Origin of the sequence: Xanthomonas bonasiae, assembly GCF_017163705.1 — a bacterium.
In the GTDB taxonomy this organism is placed as follows: Bacteria; Pseudomonadota; Gammaproteobacteria; order Xanthomonadales; family Xanthomonadaceae; genus Xanthomonas_A; species Xanthomonas_A bonasiae.
This window is the reverse complement of the sequence record NZ_JAFIWB010000027.1, coordinates 29,042-49,595: the sequence shown is the minus strand read 5'-3', so window position 1 is coordinate 49,595 and position 20,554 is coordinate 29,042. Positions and strand designations below refer to the sequence as shown.

Genomic DNA, 20,554 nt, shown 5'->3' with positions numbered 1-20,554 from the left:
TCCCCTTGCCCGGAGGTCACGGCTGGGCTGGCGGCGTGCGCCGCACCACGACCACCGAGGCGGGACCCTTGAAGCCATCCAGCGATTCCAGGCCCAGCGGATCGGCAGCGTCCTGAAGGTCGTCCAGCGGGCCAATCGTCGCCGTCCAGTAGCCCCGTGCCAGCTGTTGCAACAGCGCGGCCAGCGCCTGCAGCACTGCCACTGGAATTTCGCCCTGGTTGATCAACAGCATCTTGTAGACAAGCAGCACCAGCATACGCAGGAATTCATGTTGCACGCCGGTATGCTCCACGCCCTGGCCGTCGGCACCGAGCAGGTACGAGCGCCAGTTCTGAAACACCTGCAGGACGCGCACCATCGCTTGGTAGCGCAAGGCGGCGACATCCTGTTCGCCGGCGCAGTATTCGGTCAGCAAGCAATAGGTTGCGAACAGCGCCTCCTCCGGTATCGCAGCCTTGATCGGTCCCAGCGCGCCCTTGAGTTGCTGCAGCAGGAAATCACGATTTTTTTGCAGCGTTGTCGGAAGATCATCTTTAGACCGACTGAGTTCAATGAACCTGGCGATCTGGCTGCTGCTGAGGCTGCGCGCGTCCATGCTCAACACGGCGTTTCCGGCCTCATTCAGCACGTCGGTATCGATGTAGCCGTCCAGATGCCGGTAGCCGCGATTGAGCCGGTAGCCATGCACCGAATCGAACTGCGCCGAGGCGCCGGTGATCGCATTGCTGCCCAAGTTGGTGTCGAAGGCCAGCCACGGGTAGCGCGACACCATATAGCTACGGTAGTAGTAGTCGTGGCCGAGACGGAACGCGTACAGCGGGTTTTCTTCCACCAGGTTGCGGTAGTAGTCTTCCTTGAACGGCACCTGGATCAGGTCCAGCGCCTCGCTCAAGGCCATCACGTTGCGCTTGGCGTTGTAGCCGGCCAGTTCGCGCGACAGCGGCGCATTGATGTCGAAGCGACGCAGCACGTGCCCGGCATGGCTGAATGCGGTATTGGCGAACAATTCCTCGAACAGCGCCTGAGGGATGGCGGTACCGCGCGTTCCGCGCACCGTATTGCTGCGCTTGGCGTACGCTGCGCCGCATGCGTCGAGCACATGTGCGGACAATGCCGCGTAGAACGCCGGATCCGGATCGCCGGCTTCGTGGAAGTAATAGCCGATGACCGAACGGTTCTCCGCGCCGAAGCCGCTGCCTTCGCCGCAGTGGATATGCACGATCATGCGACGCGCACGCTTGCCTTCGCCGTCGTCGCCGAAGTTGGCGCCCAGTGCTTCGACATTGGCCTGCAACCATTTGAACAATTCGGCGTAGTTGCCGACCTTGTTCTCCGCGCCAAGCAGGTCCAGCCCGACGACGACGGGGCTACCCTCGCCGACCAGCAACGGCCTGACCTTGGCGTCCAGATAGCTGGCCAGTTCGCCCTTTGCCATGTAATGGTGCGGCGTGTGCACCAGCAAGCGGTAGTCGGTGCCCTTTGCGGTGTTATACGCCTGCGCCAACCTGGCCAATTGCGGAATCTCGTCCTCGGTGGCGGCGCTTTGGGTCAACAGCACACCGTCCTCGCGCAGGTAGTCGAACGTGGCGTTCGCCCACGCCTGGTAGTCATTCTTCTGCGCTTCGTTCCAGGTGTCGTACTTGGCCGGATCGCCTTGGCACAGTTGCTTTACGAAATGGCCGCGCAACTTGTAGGCGTCGTCGAACGGGGTGTACTTGTTGGCGCTGTAGAGCTTGTTGTTGAAGTAGCGCACCAATTCGCGCAAGCGGACATCGGGACCCGCCGCGGACGCCAGCGCCGGCGCGACGATCTCGCGGCCGACCAGCGAATACAGGGCTGGCGACTGCGGCGGCAGGGCTAGCTCTTCAGGCAGATAGCCCGCGTTCGCCGCCAACACCTGGCAGGCGATATACAGGTTCTCTGCCACGCATTCGGCGCGCTCGTAATCGGCGCGGTTTTGCTTTGCCAGCAACCGCGCGAACGGATTGCTTTTGCTGTCGATCATCAGCGACAACGCGTAGTCGAACAATTTCAGCTCGCCCTTGGCAAGCCGATGCGCATCGCCGGGATAGAACCTCTGCGCCAGCAACTGCGCCAGCGATGCGCCTTCATCGTCGAGCCGCTTACGCTGCGTCGGCAGGATGCCGGTGAAGTGGCTGTGGTAATCGCAGACGTAGCGGGTCAGCTGGGTTTGTTCGGCGAGCTTGAAATAGGCCATGGCGGATCCTTTAGGAAGAGACGGGCGGCATCCGCCGCCTAGGGACGAGAATGAAAGCCGGATCGCTCCGGGTCCGCAGCGCAGCGCGAGCGCGGACGGCCGGCGGCGAGCGCGACGCGTTGCGGTGCATCGATCGAATCGTCGCGCCTGGTCGGCGCCAGCGACGCGCCGGGAGGCTGAGGGGTGATCGACTGCTCGCGGACGGTCCGCAATGGATCGCGGCAAGCCTCGGCCATGGCCGACAGCGACTGCGCACGCGTATCCCAGGAGGGCGCCAGCATGACCGCGATGCACGCCAGCGCCACGCACCATGCCTGGCGCAGGCGCGCACGGCGCCGGACCCTGCAACGCGTCCATGCCGACCGGAAACGGGATCGGCGTCCACCTGCCCTGCTGACCATGGCGATGCTCCGTTCGGAAACGTATCGCCATCGACTCGCGCATGCCTCGTCCGCGCAGCGCACTGCAGGCATCGCGCGATGCTCGGCGACACTGTCCTAAACGCAGCCTTCGCCGCGATGTGAAAAAGTCCGCGCCCCGCGGGCGCCCAGGCGCGGCCTGTGCGTGGCGCAGACGGGCGGATTCAGCGCGCGGCAGCGCCCACGTCGAACAACTGGAACGCGCGGATGTGCGACGCGTCGGCGCTGGGCAGTGAGGTTCAGGCGCACGCGCGAGGCCATGACCGCGGGAAGTGATCGATCTTCGTATGCCCGATCGCGTCGGCCTGCGCGACCTGGACCCCGAACTGCTGCGACGACGGCTTCCCTCGGGAGAAGCTATCCGCCAGCGCGCGCGGCGCGGCCAGCGCGGTCAGGCCAAGGGCAGCCAGCCAGCGGATCGGCGAGAGCGGGCGGTTCGGCTCGCAGGTCCTCGATGGTGTCGGATACCCGTTTGCTGCCGACACAGTCAGCATGTGGTATTTAATTGATGATAAATAGGTATCTCTTTAACCGGCACAGGACCGGACCACCATGATGTACCCCACGCTGCTCCCACTCCTTTCGCTGTTCGCCGTGCGCGCGATCGCCGCGCCCGCGCCGACCGCACCGCCGCTCGGCCTGCCCTCGCCGATCGTCTACAGCGAATTCGTCAACACCGCGGCGCCGACCGCGCAGTGCCATGCCTCGACCCTGCTGGAAACCCGCGACGGCCTGCTCGCCGCGTGGTTCGGCGGGCGCCACGAGGGCGCCGACGACGTCGGCATCTGGGTCGCACGGCGCGACGCGCACGGCTGGCAGCCGGCGCAACGCGTGGCCGACGGCAAGCAGCCAAAGGGCGCGCCGTTGCCGGCATGGAACCCTGTGCTGTTCCAGCCGGCCAAGGGACCGCTGCGGCTGTTCTACAAGGTCGGTCCGGACCCGAAGCGCTGGTGGGGCATGCAGATTACTTCCCGCGATGGCGGCGTGCGCTGGTCTGCGCCCGAGCGCCTGCCCGAGGGCATCCTCGGCCCGATCAAGAACAAGCCGGTGCAACTGGCCGACGGCCGCATCCTCAGCCCCAGCAGCAGCGAAGACGCCGGCTGGGTCGCGCACATGGAGTGGTCCGACGACAACGGCGCGCACTGGACCCGCGGCCCGTCGCTGAACGACCCGGCGCGGATCGGCGCGATCCAGCCCAGCGTGCTGGTGCACACCGACGGCCGCGTGCAGGCGATCGGCCGCAGCCAGCAGAACCACGTGTTCAGCACCTGGTCGCACGACCACGGCCGCAGCTGGGGACCGATGACCCTGCTCGACCTGGCCAACCCCAACTCCGGCACCGACGCCGTGGTCCTGGCGGACGGCCGCTCGCTGCTGGTCTACAACCCCACCGAAGCCGGCAAGGACTGGTGGGACGGCCGCGGCACCCTGGCGGTCGCCCTGTCCGCCGACGGCAGCCACTGGACCCGCGTGCTGACCCTGGAAGACAGCGCCAAGGACGAATTCTCCTATCCGGCGGTCATCCAGACCCGCGACGGCCTGGTGCACATCAGCTACACCTGGAAACGCACCCGCATCAAGCACGTGGTGCTGGACCCGAAGCGATTGAGCGTGGCCGCGGCGAAGCCGGGCGGCAAGGAGTGAGGTTGCGCGTCCCGGCATGAGGCGCTGGTTGCGCGAAGCGCTATTCGTACCTCATGCGAATGGGCGATCCGACGCCGCAGCGACCAGCGACCAGCGAACGCGGCGCGGGCTTCCTGTAGGAGCGGCTTCAGCCGCGACACAGGCCACGACGAAGTAGCGGACTTCGGCAGCCCCCGGGACTGAAGTCCCACCCACAGTGCACCCAGCCAGCTAACCGCAAGCCTCTTTGTAGGAGCGGTTTCAACCGCGACACAGACCACGAGAAATAGCTGACTTCGGCAACCGATTAAGGCTGATGTTCCTCCCACAGCGCACCCGGCAGCCCGGCCGCAAGCCCCTGTGGGAGCGACTTCAGTCGCGACGAACGAAGCCTGTCACCCCAACGATTTGGCAATCTGTCCGGGCTGAAGCCCCTCCTACAGTGCACCCAGCCAATCAATCGCACACTTCCCTGTAGGAGCGGTTTCAACCGCGACACAGAACACGATGAGGCAGCAAACTTCGGCGGCCGGTTAGGGCTGATGCTCCTGCCAAAGCGCACCCGGCAGCCCGGCCGCAAGCCCCTGTGGGAGCGACTTCAGTCGCGACGAACGGAGCCTGTCACCCCATCGATTTGTTGATCTGTCGGGACCGAAGCTCCTCCTCCTGCCATATCGCAGACGCTGACCGCAATCCGCATCATCGGCGGAAATCAGGATCGCTCCGCCCCATCCAGTCGCGGCAGACGAGTCGCCTCCCACACACCGCCGGTACCCCATTACGCCGCCAACAACGCCACCATCCGCCGCACCCGCTCCACATCGGTCTGCATGCGATCCCCACCCAGGCTGCGCACATGCGCATGCGGCGTCAGTGCGCGCGACGCCAGCGGCCCGCGCGCCGAACCATGGAACTCGCGCGCGCCGGTCAGCGCACGCAGCCGCGCCAGATTGGTATCGGACACTCCCGATCCCGGCATCACGCTCAAGCGCGTGCCTGCCTGCCGGACCAGCTCGGCGATCAGCGCAGCGCCCTCCTCCGCCGTCTCGCGCGCACCCGACGTCAGCACCCGCTCGCACCCCAGCGCGATCGCATCCTCCAACGCACGCCGCGGATCGGCGCTGACATCGATGGCGCGGTGGAACGTGACCCCGAGCGATCCAGCCGCCGCGATCAACACCCGCATCGTCGCCATATCGACCTCGCCGGCCGGATCCAGCGCACCCAGCACCACCCCGTCGCACCCCAACCGCACGCACTGCTCCACGTCGCGGCGCATCGCCTCCACTTCCGCGTCGTCGAATACGAAATCGCCGACCCGCGGGCGGATCAGCACATACAGCGGAATGGTCAAGCGATCGCGCAGCACCGCCAGCGTGCCGAACGACGGCGTCAGCCCGCCGCCATCCAGGCCGCCGCACAGCTCCACCCGCATCGCCCCGCCGGCCTGCGCCGCCAGCGCCGAACCGATCGAATCGGCAGCCACTTCGAGTCCCATCCGCACGACCTGGCTCATGCGGCCGGCTTCGCGAAATGGCTCTGCCCCGGCAGCAACAGATCCTGCCGCTGCGCATCGCAGACCGCGTAACTGAAACCGGGCTGGATCGCGAACGCACCGACCTCGCCACGCTTGTTCATCGCCAGGAACCCGACCTGCAGGTCGCGGGTCAACTGCGGCTTGCGCCGCACGATGCGCATCACCACCTCGCGGCAGGCCTCGGCCGGACTCTTGCCCTGGCGCATCATCTCCACCACCGCAAAACTGCCGACGTTGCGGATCACCTCCTCGCCGACGCCGGTCGAGGTCGCGCCGCCCACTTCGTTGTCGACGTAAAGACCGGCGCCGATGATCGGACTGTCGCCGACCCGCCCGTGCATCTTCCACGCCATGCCGCTGGTGGTGCAGGCCCCGGACAGATTGCCGAGCGCGTCCAGCGCCAGCATGCCGATGGTGTCGTGGTTGTCCTTGCCGCCGGGCAGCGTGCCCTTCTGGTAGGCGCGGTTCTCGATGTTCACTTCCGGCTTGTACTCGGATGTCTTCAACCACTCCTTCCACGCCTTCTCCGAGGACGGCGTCAGCAAGTTGGTGCGCTCGAAGCCCTGCGCCAGCGCGAACTGCAGCGCCCCGTCGCCGACCAGCATCACGTGCGGCGTCTTCTCCATCACCCGCCGCGCCACCGAGATCGCATGCACGATGTCCTCCAGCGCGGCCACCGAACCGCAGCCACCGGTGTGATCCATGATGCAGGCATCGAGCGTGACCCGCCCATCGCGGTCGGGATAGCCGCCCAACCCCACCGTCGGATTGTCCGGATCGGCCTCCGGCACCCGCACCCCGGCCTCCACCGCATCCAGCGCCGCGCCGCCGCGCGCCAGCACCTGCCACGCCGCCTGGTTCGCCGCGATCCCGAAGTCCCAGGTCGAGATCACCCGCGCCGCGCCGCGCGGCAGTGGTGCGACGCCGTTGCTGGCGGCAGCCCGTGCGCGCGGCAACGCAGCAGCCAGGCCGGTGGCGAGGGCGCCGAAGGCGGCGGTCTTCAGGAAGTGGCGGCGTTCGTGCATGGGGGTAGCTCCGGCGCGGGGAAGGATGGGCGCCGCGCGAAGAGCATGCGCGGTTGGCCTTGCATCATGCGACAGAGCGGGGTGGGATTGAAGGCATGCCCCTTGATTGGAGATTTATCGCATCACCCATGCATTAGGCAAATTTTAGTTATGCACAACACATGCCCAACCTGAATCATATTGAGAGCAAAGCTCCACACACTTACCCTTATCCTTATTTAGCGAATGCGCGAATGCCTCACAAATTGAGACAGACTCCTTAAGATCTGTCTGCCCCAACAAGGCGCATCGGTCATCAGTAGGATTCTCGGGAACCCTAGCTTTTACAACCGCTTCATTTCCCGCAACAAAAAATACTTCTTTACCTGCATTTTTTTTAAAAAAACTTATTGAATCCTGATGACTGCACTCGAACTCAACATCAATCAATCCACTTTTGTAAGGAACAATGCGCAATGGAGTACCAATTTTCACACCAGAAGAAATAGTCTGCGCACAAACTTGCTTAGCCTTAGATGATTCAAATAAATATTGAGAGGTTGACCATTTTTTTGTTTCAACAGACGCCCCTACCTGTTCACATGCAGGGACAATATACCCAATCGATTCCGAAGATCCAGCACTAGCGCCGCAAGAAAGAAGGCCCAAAAAAGATAAAATGATAAGAAAAAATTTCATGAATTACCTCCTCATCATCTGAAGCTCTCGCAGCCTAGCTGCGATCTCCAACGCGTCCATGAATTCCGCTTGGTCAGGCCCAGTCCTTGGCAACTGATCTCCAAACAGTGCCTTCCTACACTGGCATCCTCTACGCATAACATTTATGAGAGTTTGATAACCACCAATCTGCCCCTCTCTTTCCCATTGATCAGATATAGAACATTGGTCCTCTGACTTTCGACGCATGCACCAGACGTCGATGCAATACATCGTATAGTCCCACGGGACCAAACTTATTGCAGCAGACTCCAAATAGCTTGAAGTAGCGTCATGCACTGAGAAACTCAACGGTATATTTACGCCCGGAGGAGTATACGGAATGTCGGACCTTATACTTGAATAATTCCCTGCATTTTTTCTCCAGGTATGCGCACTCGGAGCTCTGACTTGAAGTCCATACGGATCAAGCGAGGCCGCTGGATCAGCATTCGTATACGCATAAATACTGGGGCCAGCTCGCAAGCCTATTGGATCGGCCTGCCCATACCGCCCGGTGCCGGGATCGTAATCCCGGAAGTAGTTCTGGTTGAACCCAGTAGCAGAGTCGTAGCGTTGCCCCGGGAAGCGCATATCGAACACGAACGCGGTGCCGTCCTTGTCCGGGTCCTGGTCGGGTGGGGTGTTGCCGAAGGCTTCGCCCTTCAAGTCCCAGGTCCAGATCGCTACGTCGCGGGTCGGGTCGATCACCGCGCGTGGGCTGCCCAGGTGGTCCGGCTGCACGTAGCGCAGGCTGTTACTGGCCAGCACGCCTACCGGCAAGTCGTCCAGCCAGATCGCCTGCTGCAGCGCGGCACCGTTGGCGTCGTAGTTGCCCAGCCAGTGCCCGCTCTCGTCGTACAGCGTGTAGGTGTTGGTCTTGTCCACCCGACGCACCTGCTCGCCGCGGCCGTTGTAGCCGTACTTCATCACGACCGTGCCCGCACGCTTGGCCTGGCTCATCCGGCCCGTGGCATCGTAGGCAAACTCCTGCGCCGTGCCGCCGATGGACAGCGTGTTGCCGATCGCGTCGTAGGTGCGCGCGGTGCCGGCCACCGCGCTCAGGCGGTGGTTGGTGGTCGGGTAGGTGTAGCTCTGCGTGCTGGTGTTGACCTTGGCGCTGAGCCGGTTGCCGGTGGCGTCGTAGCTGTAGCCATCGATCACCGTGCCGGTCGGGCCGTCCTTGAACGCGGTCAACCGGCCAAGGGCATCGTAGTCCAGGCTGACCACCGGAGCTGTGTTGCCGGCGGCGGTCAGGGCGCTGAGGTTGCCGGCCGGGTCGAAGGCGAAGCCGGTGCTCAGGCCATCGCTGCGGGTGTCGCTGACCGCCAGCGGGCGGTAGTCCTGGTCCAGCACGCGTTGCATCGGGCGGCCGTTGCCGTACGACCAGCTCGCCACCGGGCCGAACGGATAGTAGGTGGCGTTGCCCAGAAGCACTTGCCGGGTGCCGCCGGCCGGGGTTACGCCCACTTCCGTAGTTTGACCCTGGGCGTTGCGCACGTAGTCCACCGCTGCGCCGTCGGGGTAAGTCAGGCGGCTCAGCTGGCCGGCCTTGGTGTAGGCATAGCGCAGCACGAACACCTTGCCGTTGATGGTCTGGACCTTGCGCACCAGGTCGCCGAAGCGGTCGTAGCAGTAGTCGGTGGTGCCGCTACTGTCCTGCATGCGCGACAGGCGGCCGATGGCGTAGGTCTCGCCGCTGGCGCAGGTGGTCTGGCTGACGTCGTAGGTGTAGGTGACGTTGAGGCTGATGGTCGGATAGGCGACCTTGGTCAGCCGGTTCAGCGCGTCGTAGCTGTAGGTGGTCTTGATGTTGCGCGCATCGGTCTGCGTGGCGCGGTTGCCGGCGCTGTCGTAGGTGTAGGTCGTCGTGCCGGTGTCCGGGCTGGTCAGCTTGGTCAGGTCGCCCAGGCCGTTGTAGGCGTAGGTGGTGTCCAGGCCCTTGGGGTCGGTGACCTTGGTCAGGTTGTCCAGCGCGTCGTAGCCGAATTTGGTTTCGGCCGCGATGCCGCCCACGTCCTGGAGCGTGCGCGCCAGGCGGTTGAGCGGGTCGTAGTCGTTCTGGGTCTTGTGCCCCAGCGCATCGGTGACCGCCGTGGTGTTGCCGTTGGCGTCGTAGCCGAAGTCGGTCGGGTCGCCGCTGGCGGTGGCCTGCGTGGCCAGCTGGCCGAGCTGGTTGTAGACCCGCGACAGGGTGCGCTTGAGCGTGCCCGCCGCGTCCTTGGTGTCTTCCTTGACCCGGTTGCCGGCGTTGTCCAGCGTGTAGTGCAGCGTGTTGCCGGCGTTGTCGGCAATATCGGTCAGGCGGTGCGCCGCGTCGTAGGTGAAAGCGGTGAAGGCGCCATCCGGCTGGGTCACCTGCTTGACCAGGCCGGTCGGCCAGTAGTCGATGCGGGTGATGTGGTCGTCGCTCTCGCTGGTGTCGTCGGCGCCGCGGACCTTGCTGGCGGTCAGCCAGCCGCGCGGGTGGTAGCTGTAGTCGGTGATGGTGCCGTTGGCGTCCTTCACCGACAGCACACGACCGGCGCCGTCGTAGGACAGATACTCGGTCACCTGGCCCAAAGCGCTGGTGACTTTCCACAGGTCGCCCTTGCGGTGCGGGCAGATGGTCGGCGCGCTGGTGCAGGTGCTGTCGTCGGCGGAATAGTACGTGTAGGCGAGACGATCCATGACATCGCTACGCGGGCCATCGACCGTGGTCACCAAACCCAGCAACGGACAAGCCCCTGCATCGAGATCGGCCTGTTCGCAGTACGTCGTGGTGGACGTGCGGACCGTGCCGGCTGCGGGATCTGTACGGGACGCTGTCAGCGCTTGGCCGCGAACGTTGTAGGTCCATGTTGACTTTTCGGTCAACGCACCTGCCGCATTGTAGATTCGGCGCTCTAGCGGGACGGCGAAATCTGGATTCCAATCGGTCTGAGTGGTCCGTTTCTTGCCCGCTGCATCATTGGACGCCTCTACACGGGCATCCAACAAACCCCTGGCGTTATAGACATAACTCGTGATGACGCCTGATCTCGTGATGCTAGAGACCTGTCCGTCGGCAGCATATTCATAAGACACGTCTTGCGGCGTACAGCTATCGCACGATTGCACGATCGAGACCGGCGACACGATACCGTCGACCAAGGCAAAACTGATCGTCTTGACACTACCTAGACTAGATGTAATGGCCGCAGCGGTCGTATAGGTTTCGCCATCGGCGAAGGCATAGTCCGCCATGTGTCGATCCACGGCATCGCCAAGATATGTCCCCAGTGCCTTCGCATCGCTTCCATAGAGCGACTTTGCATAACTTGTCGTCGAGTAACGCCGCTGCTGCTCGTCGATGAATCCCGTATACATTCCAGCCGGCGCATAGCCACTGATATGGTCGGGTTCGTCGTACAGATACTTCACTTCGTGCCCATCCGGATAACTTACCCGCTCCAGATCTTTGCTCGCCGTGTAGTAAAAGCGTAGCTGCTGCCCATCAGGCAACCACACGCCACTAACCAGCCCGTCGGCACCGTATTCGAATCGCATTGCTCGACCGACCGCATCCCTTACAGAAGCAAGGCGTCCCGCATCGTCGTAAGCGAGCACTTGCCTGAATCCAGACACATCCTGGATTTCAGACAACTGCCCTTTTACATCAAAAATCTCCACACCCCCCTTGTTTTCACGCAACTGCCAACCCGTGATGGCTCCTCCGCCATCTACCGACCTGGAAAGCTGCCCATCGCCCGGTACATCCGGCACCCAGCCCGAGCCAGACTGAGTGAAGCGCAGCGCCTCGCCGCCAGGGCGCGAAACATAGACGACAGGGCCAGAAGACGTATCGAAATAGTTGATGCGGCGCAAATAGCTATGTGTACGATTTCGACCGAACACCTTCAACTCTTCAGGGTAATAGCTAATCCCGCGCGAGCTGTTATAGGTCAATGCCAAGGACAGCGGGAAAACCCCTTCCCCCCGGTACTCGACATGCGTCTCGAACTTATTGCCGACACCTGCATTGATCGGATCGCCGAAGCACTGCTCCCGACAGCGAGGCACACCCAGGACCGACCCAGGATTGAGCGGCGCCGTTCCTGCCACATAAGCGAATCCATTCTGATAGTCGTTAAGGCCCGCATCGAGCCCCAACGGATCCGAGTGAACAATATTGTAAGAATTACGCCCATGGCCGTTATAGCAGATCAGACCCTGCACCCAGGGCTGCAGCCCTGAATCCTTCTTGGCCAAAGATAGTTCGTCGCTACACTCCGCATACGCAGAAGCCTCATCGCACGCGTTGTAGCCGCATGCAGGATTCTGCTGACGCGCCGACCCCGCCGCCAGGGCTGTATTGTCTAGCGTCAACCATGCCAAACAAAACAATCCAAAAAAATGGCACAACGGTCTTGCAATCCTAGCCGAGGCAAAGAAGCGTTCCATTCATTCTTCCTGATGAATAAGCTGCCGATACCCAGACGCAGCGACTGAGCCAAAAGAAACACGCCGGTTAGCGCAGCGCACCTCCGCCATCTCAACCGAATCTGCGCCCTGCGCCAGAGTCCTGGCATCGCTGTAGGCCGATTTGATGTACAGGTGCGACTCGTTTTGTCAGAACTAGAAGCTCACTCAACCAACAGCCGAAAACCGCTCCCCAATCATCCCCTCGATCGCCTCCATATCCGGCAACAACGCACTCTGCTCGCCCAGCAACACGCGCATATGCACGCCAGCGGGCAACGTTTCTTCGGAGGCGTCGGCAAGCAGGCCGTCGCGCGGGACCGAGATCAGCTGCGGGAAGGATTGGGTGATCAGGGCGAAGTACGGCAGGTCCGGGTTGCCGCCCAGCGCCTTCAGCACAACGATCTTGTTGTTGGAGGCGACGTTCTCGCTGCCCAGGCCGGTCAGGCGGGCGAACGAGAGCAGCGGGACTTTCCAGCCGTACCAGGCGATCTGGCCGAGCAGCCAGTGCGGGGCGTCGGGCAGCGGTTCGACCGGCACGCGCGACATCACTTCGGCGACGGTGGCGTTGGGCAGCAGCGCCCGCTCGCTGCCGGCCTGGATCAGGACACCGCGGATTTCGTCGTTGCTGGCGTAGCTGCTCATGGATTACGTCGTCCTGGAACCGGGAAAAACGCGCGGGCGACGGCTCAGCCGCCCCACCGCGCGGACAAGGCCTGCGCCAGCTGCACCGGGTCGCCGCTGGGGTGGCCGCGGCCAATCAGTTGCGCGGCGGCGGCCGGGTCGTAGCAGCCGTCGCCGGTCTGGCCGGCGACCCAGGCGCCTTGTGCGGCGAGTGCGAGCACGTCGTCGACCTGCTGCGGGTCGCTGCCGCTGAGCAGCAGCACGGCACTGTGCGCGGCGGGCAAGCCGCCGACCACCGAGGCGCCGGCCTGCTGGGCGACGAAACGCAGGCCGGCGGTTTCGCCGCTGCGCACGCCGACATCGTCGGGCAGGATGTAGACGTTGCCGACGCCGACCGCCTGGCCGGCTTCGGCCAGCAGCACCGGCAACGCGGACACGCGCGCGATCTGCTTGACCAGGTTGCCGTAGCGGCCGCCGTCCAGGCGCAGTTGCACCAGCAGCGGCTGCGGGAAGCCCGCCGGCAATGCGGCAAGCAGGCGACGGATGGCATCGGGACCACCGATACCGGCCATCACCAGCACCGCGCCCTGCGCGACCGTCACTGCAGCGGCGGCGGCATTGTCGATGGTGGACTCCTCCTCGGACTCCAGCGCGACCAGCGACAGGCCTTCGGTGGAAATCTGCATCTGGCTCAGCGGCGCACGCGCCTGCACCACCAGCGGCGCGTCGTCGTCCACCAGCGACCAGGCGCTGGCCGGCAGCGGTGGCGGCGCGCTGGTCGGCGCAGCGGATGCCGCCTCGGTCGCAGTCGCCGGTTCCGACGCCGTTACAGGCGCGGCCACATCGCCGGCAGCGATCTGATCGCGCGAGAACTGCATGTCCTCGAACCCGGGCGCGGCATCGGCCGGCGGCTGCCAGGCATAGAAGCTGTCGCCCGGCACGGTGGTGGCGAAGCTGGCCGCTTCCTCGACGTGGAAGCCGATCGGCGCGCCTTCGTGCAGTTGCGCCGGGGTCGCCGGCAGGCCCGGTTCGGGCTGCAGGCCGGTGTCGGTTTCGCGCCCGGGCGGCAGCACGTCCTGGTGGCCTTGTAGCTTAGCCGCCAAGTGCCGCGCCCAGCGCTGCGCTTCCCAACCCTCGCGGCGCGCGGCCAGTTCGGCCTCGTCGAAGATCACGGTGAGGCCGGGCAAGTCCAGTGCCGCATCGAGCCGTTCCAATGCGTCCTCGATCGCCGGTTCCAGCGCGATCAACACCGCGTCGGGCGCGGCGTCGGCCAGGGTCTGCGCATCGATCGCGCCGGGATCGTCTTCGAGCACGATCGCCGCGCCGACCTGGTGCAGCGCCTCGCGCAGGCGCTCGCGCGCCTGACCGGGACGCGCCAGCAACGCGACCGGGGTGCCGCTGGCGGTGCCGTCACTCGCGAACACGGGCGATCCCCAGCAGGTCGTACACGTTGCGCATCAGATCCAACTCTTGGTAAGGCTTGCCTAGGTAGCGCTGCACGCCGATCTCGAAGGCGCGCTGGCGGTGCTTCTCGCCGCTGCGCGAGGTGATCATCACGATCGGCACGGATTTGTAGCGGGGGTCGGCGCGCATCGCGGTCGCCAGTTCGTAGCCATCCATGCGCGGCATCTCGATATCCAGCAGCATCAGGTCGGGGACGCGTTCTTCCAGGCGCTCCAGCGCCTCGATGCCGTCGCGGGCGACGATCACGTCGAAGTTGTGGCGTTCCAGCACGCGGCCGGTGACCTTGCGCATGGTCAGCGAATCGTCGACCACCATCACCAACGGCACTCGCCGCTGTTCGGCCGGCGCCGCTTCCACCACCGGCCGCGCCGGCTGCGCCAGGTAGCGGCGCACCAGCGGGGCGACGTCCAGGATCACCACCACGCGGCCATCGCCGGTGATGGTGGCGCCGTAGATGCCTGGTACCGAGGCGATCTGCAGGCCGACCGGCTTGACCACGATTTCGCGGTTGCCGAGCACCTGGTCGATCGCCACCGCGGCGCGCAGGTCGCCGGCGCGCACCAGCAGCAGCGGCACCTGCGCCTGCCCTTCGGCGCGTGCCGGCGCCTGGCCGACCAGCGAGCCGAGGTCGTGCAGGGCGAATTCCTCGCCGCTGTAGTGGTAGCCGCCGTCGGCCGCTTCGAAACGCTCGCGGCTGATGCGGCCGATGCCGCTGACCGAGGCCACCGGCACGGCGAAGGTGGTCTCGCCGATCTGCACGAACACCGCCTGGGTCACCGCCAGGGTCTGCGGCAGGCGCAGGGTGAAGGTGACGCCCTGGCCCCATACCGAATGGATGTCCACCGAGCCGCCGAGCTGGCGTACTTCGTTGCGCACCACGTCCATGCCCACGCCGCGGCCGGCCAGCTGGCTGACCTGGTCGTAGGTGCTGAAGCCGGGGGCGAAGATCAGCGAATCCAGCTCTTCGTCGGACAGCGCGGCGCCGATCGCGATCAGGCCGCGCTGTTCGGCGCGGTGACGGATCGCATCGCGGTTGAGGCCGGCGCCGTCGTCGGCCACTTCCAGCACGATTTCCGAGCCTTCGCGGCGCAGGCGGATGGCGATGCTGCCCTCTTCCGCCTTGCCCGCGGCGCGACGCTGTTCCGGCGTTTCCAGGCCGTGCGCGACCGAGTTGCGCAGCATATGCTCCAGCGGCGCGATCATGCGGTCGAGCACGTTGCGGTCGAGTTCGCCGTGGGTGCCTTCCAGGGTCAGGTGCACCTGCTTGCCGGTTTCGCTGGCGGCCTGCCGCACCACCCGGCGCAGCCGCGGCACCAGGCCGTCGAACGGCACCATGCGCGCGCGCATCAGCCCGTCCTGCAGCTCCGAACTCACGCGCGACTGCTGTTGCAGCAAACCGTCGTACTGGCGCGCCAGGTCGTCGAGCACGCCTTGCAGGCCGCCCAGGTCGGCCGCCGATTCGTTCAGCGCGCGGCTGAGCTGCTGCAGCGTGGAGAACCGGTCCAGTTCCAGCGGATCGAAGCTCTGCTCGCTCTGGTCCTGTTCGCGCTGGTAACGGGCGACGATCTGCGCTTCGGTTTCCAGGTCCAGGCGGCGCAGCTGGTCGCGCAGTCGCGCATTGGTGCGGTCCAGTTCGGACATCGCGCCGCGGAACGCGCCGAGCTGCTGCTCCAGCCGCGAGCGGTAGATCGCCACTTCGCCGGCGTGGTTGACCAGGCGGTCCAGCAGGTCGGCGCGCACGCGCACCTGTTCCTGCATCGGCCGCGCGATCATCGACTCCTCGTCGAGCGTGCCGTCCACCGGCAGCGGTGCCGACAGCGGCGCCGGTGCCGGTGCGGGCACCGAGGCCGGATCGACCGCGGCCTGGATCATCGCCGCCACGTCGGCATCGGTTGCAGTTTCGGCGGCGGCATCGATGCCGTCGGCGGCGAGCGGCAGGCTGCGGCCGTGGGTGCGCGCGTCGAAGCGGCCGATCAGATCGAGCGGCATCGCCACGGCGCGGTGGTTGCCGGTGAGGGTGAGCAACTGATGCAGGCGGTCGAACCCGCGCTCGAGCAATTGCACGTCGCTGCGATCGAGTTCGGTGCGGTTGGCGGCCACCGCCTCCAGCAGCGATTCGATGCCGTGGCCGAGGTCGCCGATCGGGTTGACCCCGGCCATGCGCGCGCCGCCCTTGAGCGTATGCAGGTCGCGCTGCAGGCCGGCGAGCGCGTCGCGGTCCTGCGGCGCGGCGCGCAGTTCGGCGATCAGGCGGTCGCAATGGTCGAGCAGGTCCTTGCCTTCCTCGACGAAGATATCGACCAGTTCGCGGTCCAGATCGGCGAAGTCCAGCGGGCCGAGATCGACCGCGGCCAGGTCGCTGGATTCGGCCGAGGCGGTGTCGTGCTGGGAGGTTTCGGCGAACGCCGGTTCGTCGGATGCGGCGGCTGGCGGGTGATGCTCGTCGCCGGTTTCGGTTTCGGTCGGCTCGGCGGCTTCCGCGTATGCAGGCTCGGCCTGCGCATCCGCGACGTCTCCCGGATCGCCCGCATGCTCCGCATGGTCCGGCGCGGCGTCGGCAGAGTCGGTCGCTTGCGTTGCGTCGACGTGCGCCTCATCGGCATACGCTGCTTCGGCCGGCGGTGCGTCGGCACCAGCATCGCCCTCATGCGCGGCATCGGCCGCTGACGCATGCTCCTGATCGGTCGAATGCTGCTCTTCGGCGTGCGCTTCATGGGCATACGACGCTTCGACCGGCGCCGCGTCAAAGCTGGCATCGCCTTCGTACCCGGCATCGGACGCTGGCGCGTCGGCCGTTTCGGTCGAATGCGCTGCTTCAGCATCAGTCGTCGTGCCAAGCGCTGCTTCGGCATCGGTATCGGCGAGTTCGGATGCGGCATGTGCGGCGTCTTCATCGTGCGACGAAGACGCGCGGTCGTGCGCATCGTTCGCTTCGGCGTCAGCCGGATGCGTTTCGATATCGGTCTGCGCGGCGTCGCCATCGGCGCCTTGATCGACGGTCTCGTGCTGCGATTGCGCTGCAGCATCCACGTTGTCGTGCGCGTGCGCGGCGGTGTCGGCATGCGCCGCAGCGTCGTCCGCCGCAAGCAGCGGTTCGGCATCGTCGTTCGCCGACACCGGCTCGCTGCCGTGCCACTGCGTGGACGGCTGCACCGGCTCTGCATAGAACGCATAGCCCTGCGGATCGCGCTCCTGGTCGTGTTCGCCCTGGTCGTGCGCGTCCGCAACCGGCTCACCTTCGGCGTGCCCGGCCTGGTCGTGCGCGCCTTGCGGGTCTTCCCGATGCTCGCCGTGATGGGTGTCGTCGTGCGTCGCGCCATCGTCGGCCGCTACGCCCTGCTCCTGCGTCTCGACCGGCGCTTCCACGGGCGGCGGCAATTCGCTGTCCGCCGGCACGCGCTCCTCGGCCAGCGGCGCGTCGACGGTCAATTCGTCGAGCTTGCCGTCCTGCGCCAGCAGTGCCTGTTCGTCGGCGCCGATCGCAGCAGGCTCGCTGTCGGCCGGAGCCTCGGCGATCACGTCCGATCCCTCTGCGGCCTCCGCCTCCTGCGCAACGCCGGCTGCGGCGATGCCGTCTTCCTCGTTGGCGGACGCATCGTGGTCGTCGAGCGCAGGCGCCGTCGATACCACGCCGTCGGCGGAGTCTTCGCCAGTCGCGTGCGACTGCGCCGCATCGAACGCCGACGGCGCATCGACTGCGTGCGCAACGAAGGCATCGGTAGCGGCACTTTCGGCGACATGATCGGCGGCGGCATGATCGTCCGTGCCGGCCGCGTCGAGGTGCCTGGCATCGCCCAGGTACGCCGACAGGTCGTCGGCCGAAGTGAGTTCCACCGCCTGCAGCAACTGCGCATCCAGCCCGGCATCGGCGTGCGGCTGCGGTTCGTCCTCGTCCTCTTCGTCGTGCGCGACCGAAGGCCACTGCACTTCCGGCAGCGTGGCGACCAAGGCCTGCAGCCGCTGCGCCAGCTCGGTGAACGGCGGGATCACCGGCGACGGCGCCTGCAGTTCCTCGATGGTGGCGGCGATGGCCTGCGCGGCATCGTCGAGCGCACGCACGCCGTCGGCGCCGGGCACCATCGCGGCGGCCAGCAGCCGCTTGACATAGCTCTCGGCCGGGCCGGTGACGTCGGTGATTTCCGGCACGTCGGTCATCGCGAACGCGCCGCTCATCGTGTGCACCGCGCGCAGCAGCGCCTCGGTGGCCGGCTGCGGCGCATGCTGCAGCCAGTCGCGGACCGTCTCCAGATGCGTGCCGACCTCGGCTTCGAGGATCTCGCGCAATACGCTGTCCACCGAGGCCGGCGTGCCGGCGCGCGGCGCGGCAACCGCCGGTGCCGGCGCGGCGGCGAAATAGTAGGCGTCCTCGCCTGCCGCGATGCGGTCGGCGACCGCCTGGATCGCGTCCAGATCGGCATGGATGACGCCGTGCCCGCGCAAGGCGGCGTTGAGCTGCGGCAACACCTCGTAGGCCAGTTCGACCATGGTCACCACGGCCGGGCTGGCCGCGCGGCTGCCATCGAGCACGCGATTGAGCATGCCCTCGATCTTCCAGCTGAACTCGCCGAGCACGCGCGCGCCGACCAGCCGGCCACTGCCCTTGAGGGTGTGGAACACGCGACGGATCGGACGCAGGCTTTCCAGGTGATTCGGTGACGCGCGCCATGCCGGCAGCAGCGTACCGAGGTTGACCAGCTCCTCGTCGAATTCCTCGAGGAACACCTCGCGGATGTCGGCGTCGATCTCGCCGCCGTCGTCGACGAAGCCACCGTCGATGGCGGCCGGCGCGGGCGCCTCGGGTGCCGCGACCGCATCGGTCGGCGCTTGCGCGTGGTCGGCAGTGGCCTCGGTCGCACCGGCGGGCGCGGCGACATCGAACTGTGCGGCAGCGGCGTCGAGTTCGGCGAGGAATGCCGCCGAAGCGGCGTCCAGCTCGATCGGCTGGATGCTGGCCTTGTGCACGCCGGGCGCCGGTGCTTCCGGCTCCGGGGTCGGCTCCGGCCAGGTCAGGTCGACGAACGGACTCTGTTCGGCGCCTGCAGCGGCGTCGGCATGCTCCGCCTCGTCGGCCTGCGCGTGCGGCGCTTCGGCGCTCTCGGCCTCGGCCGCGAACACGGTCTCGCTCGACGAAAGGTCGATGGTAGGCGTGCCGGGCTCGGCGACAGCGTCGCTGTCGTCGTCGGCCAGGGTTGCCGGCGTGTCGTTCCAGACGATGCCGTGGACCTCGTCGGACGCGGTCTCGGCGAAGGCCGGCGCATCCTCCAGTTCGATCACCAGCACATCGTCGTGGACGTTGTCGGTGGGCGCGGCGGCCGGGGTGTCGACGATGACCAGGGCCGGATCGTCGTGCCCGGCAACCGATTCGAATTCCGCGTATTCGGCAGCCACCGGGTCGAACCCATAGCTGGCCGGTGCCGCTTCGTCGCTCGCGGGCGCGGCATCGGCATGCGCGACGGCCTGCTCGGGCGCCGCTTCGGCGCTTTCCCAACGCAACGCATCGCCTTCCAACGCCAGCGTGTCGGTGCTGATCTGCAGCGGCTCGACAGTGGCCGACCATTCTTCCTGCTCGGCGGCGACCGGATCGAAACTGATCGGCGACGACACGACGACGGGCGCATCGTCGTTGCCCGCAGCGCTGACCGCCGCGGCGGACGGCTCGGCGTCGGCGTCGGCGTCGGCACGCTCGGCAGCCGCGGCGTTCGCGGCGGCCTCGGCAGCGTCGTGCAAGGTCCACTGCGGCGCCTGCGGCGACTCGCCCGGCAGCGGCGGCGGCGTGCTCGCGACGATCGGCGCATCCGCGACCGGTGCCAACTCCCAGGACGGCACCGGCGGCGGCGCGGACGCCGCGCTCGGCACGTCGGCAATGGCGTCGGCCGACGCGATGCCCAGCTCCGCCACGGGCGCGAGCAACGGCGCATCGGCCACCTGCGGCACCGCGCCCTGCGGCGCCGGCGCATCGCTGGGCAGCGGCCAGTAGCGCAGCGTTTCCAGGCTGGTGCGGGTGATGTCGAGGATTTCCTCGCGGCCCGGGCGGCGCTCGCGCAGCGCTTCCAGGTAGTACTCCAGGCTGGCCATCGCATCGGCCAGCGTGTCCAGCTGGCGCCCGCTGGGCACGCGGCGCTTGCCGATCAGCTCGGTGGCGACGTAGCGGCGCACGCCTTCCAGGTAATCGGCCGGCTGCGGCAGTTCCAGCATGCGCAGCGCACCGGCGACCTCGCCGAGCAGGCGCGGCACTTCGGTCAGGCGCTCGTGTTCCCAGTTGGTCTCGATGAAGGCGACGAAGTGCTCGCGCGCGGCGGCGAAATTGGCGATCGCCTCGTGCGCCAGCACTTCCACCGTGCGCCGCGCCTCGGCGGCGCTGGCATCGTCGTGGATGCCGGCGCTGGCGCCGAGATAGGCGACCTGGTCGTCAAGCGAGGCATCCACGTACAGCAGCGCGCCGGCGATATCCAGCAACAGCCCCTCGTCGGCCTGGCGCTCGCCGTCGACGATGCTGCGCAGCGCATCG

Annotated in this window: 9 protein-coding genes and 1 pseudogene; 1 reads left to right on the top strand and 9 read right to left on the bottom strand. The window is 66.3% G+C overall.

Going from position 1 to position 20,554, the window contains the following annotated elements; genetic code table 11:
* Nucleotides 1-16: 16 nt before the first annotated feature.
* Both JR064_RS18970 and JR064_RS18965 read right to left on the bottom strand, forming a co-directional pair.
* Entirely contained in the window at nt 17-2,662 is a 2,646-nt protein-coding gene (locus JR064_RS18970) for a hypothetical protein (RefSeq protein WP_206230736.1), read from the bottom strand.
* 214 nt (nt 2,663-2,876) lie between these two features.
* Nucleotides 2,877-3,131, bottom strand: coding sequence for a hypothetical protein (locus JR064_RS18965; RefSeq protein WP_206230735.1), 255 nt, complete (start codon nt 3,129-3,131; stop codon nt 2,877-2,879).
* 58 nt (nt 3,132-3,189) lie between these two features.
* Here JR064_RS18965 and JR064_RS18960 point away from each other — a divergent pair, with 58 nt between their 5' ends.
* Nucleotides 3,190-4,281: a sialidase family protein gene (locus JR064_RS18960; RefSeq protein ID WP_206230734.1), complete on the top strand. Its 1,092-nt coding sequence runs from the start codon at nt 3,190-3,192 to the stop codon at nt 4,279-4,281.
* Between the two features lie 757 nt (nt 4,282-5,038).
* Here JR064_RS18960 and JR064_RS18955 read toward each other — a convergent pair.
* The 7 genes and pseudogenes from JR064_RS18955 to JR064_RS18925 all read right to left on the bottom strand — a co-directional run.
* Nucleotides 5,039-5,758 (bottom strand): copper homeostasis protein CutC, encoded by a 720-nt coding sequence (locus JR064_RS18955; RefSeq protein WP_206230769.1) that lies wholly within the window; start codon nt 5,756-5,758, stop codon nt 5,039-5,041.
* Nucleotides 5,759-5,772: 14 nt separating this feature from the next.
* Complete coding sequence (locus JR064_RS18950) at nt 5,773-6,822, bottom strand: glycosylasparaginase (RefSeq protein ID WP_206230733.1); 1,050 nt, start codon at nt 6,820-6,822, stop codon at nt 5,773-5,775.
* Between the two features lie 144 nt (nt 6,823-6,966).
* Nucleotides 6,967-7,500, bottom strand: coding sequence for a hypothetical protein (locus tag JR064_RS18945; RefSeq protein WP_179566476.1), 534 nt, complete (start codon nt 7,498-7,500; stop codon nt 6,967-6,969).
* Nucleotides 7,501-7,503: 3 nt separating this feature from the next.
* The gene (locus tag JR064_RS18940; protein WP_206230732.1) at nt 7,504-11,940 is read right to left on the bottom strand and encodes an RHS repeat-associated core domain-containing protein; all 4,437 of its coding nucleotides are present in this window, start codon (nt 11,938-11,940) and stop codon (nt 7,504-7,506) included.
* Between the two features lie 186 nt (nt 11,941-12,126).
* The gene (locus JR064_RS18935; RefSeq protein ID WP_206230731.1) at nt 12,127-12,603 is read right to left on the bottom strand and encodes a chemotaxis protein CheW; all 477 of its coding nucleotides are present in this window, start codon (nt 12,601-12,603) and stop codon (nt 12,127-12,129) included.
* Between the two features lie 44 nt (nt 12,604-12,647).
* Nucleotides 12,648-14,006, bottom strand: a complete 1,359-nt coding sequence (locus JR064_RS18930) for a chemotaxis protein CheB (protein ID WP_206230730.1) — start codon at nt 14,004-14,006, stop codon at nt 12,648-12,650.
* Nucleotides 13,993-18,939: pseudogene (locus tag JR064_RS18925) on the bottom strand (Hpt domain-containing protein); the annotation flags it as partial. The pseudogene JR064_RS18925 and the gene JR064_RS18930, both read right to left, overlap by 14 nt.
* Between the last annotated feature and the right edge of the window lie 1,615 nt (nt 18,940-20,554).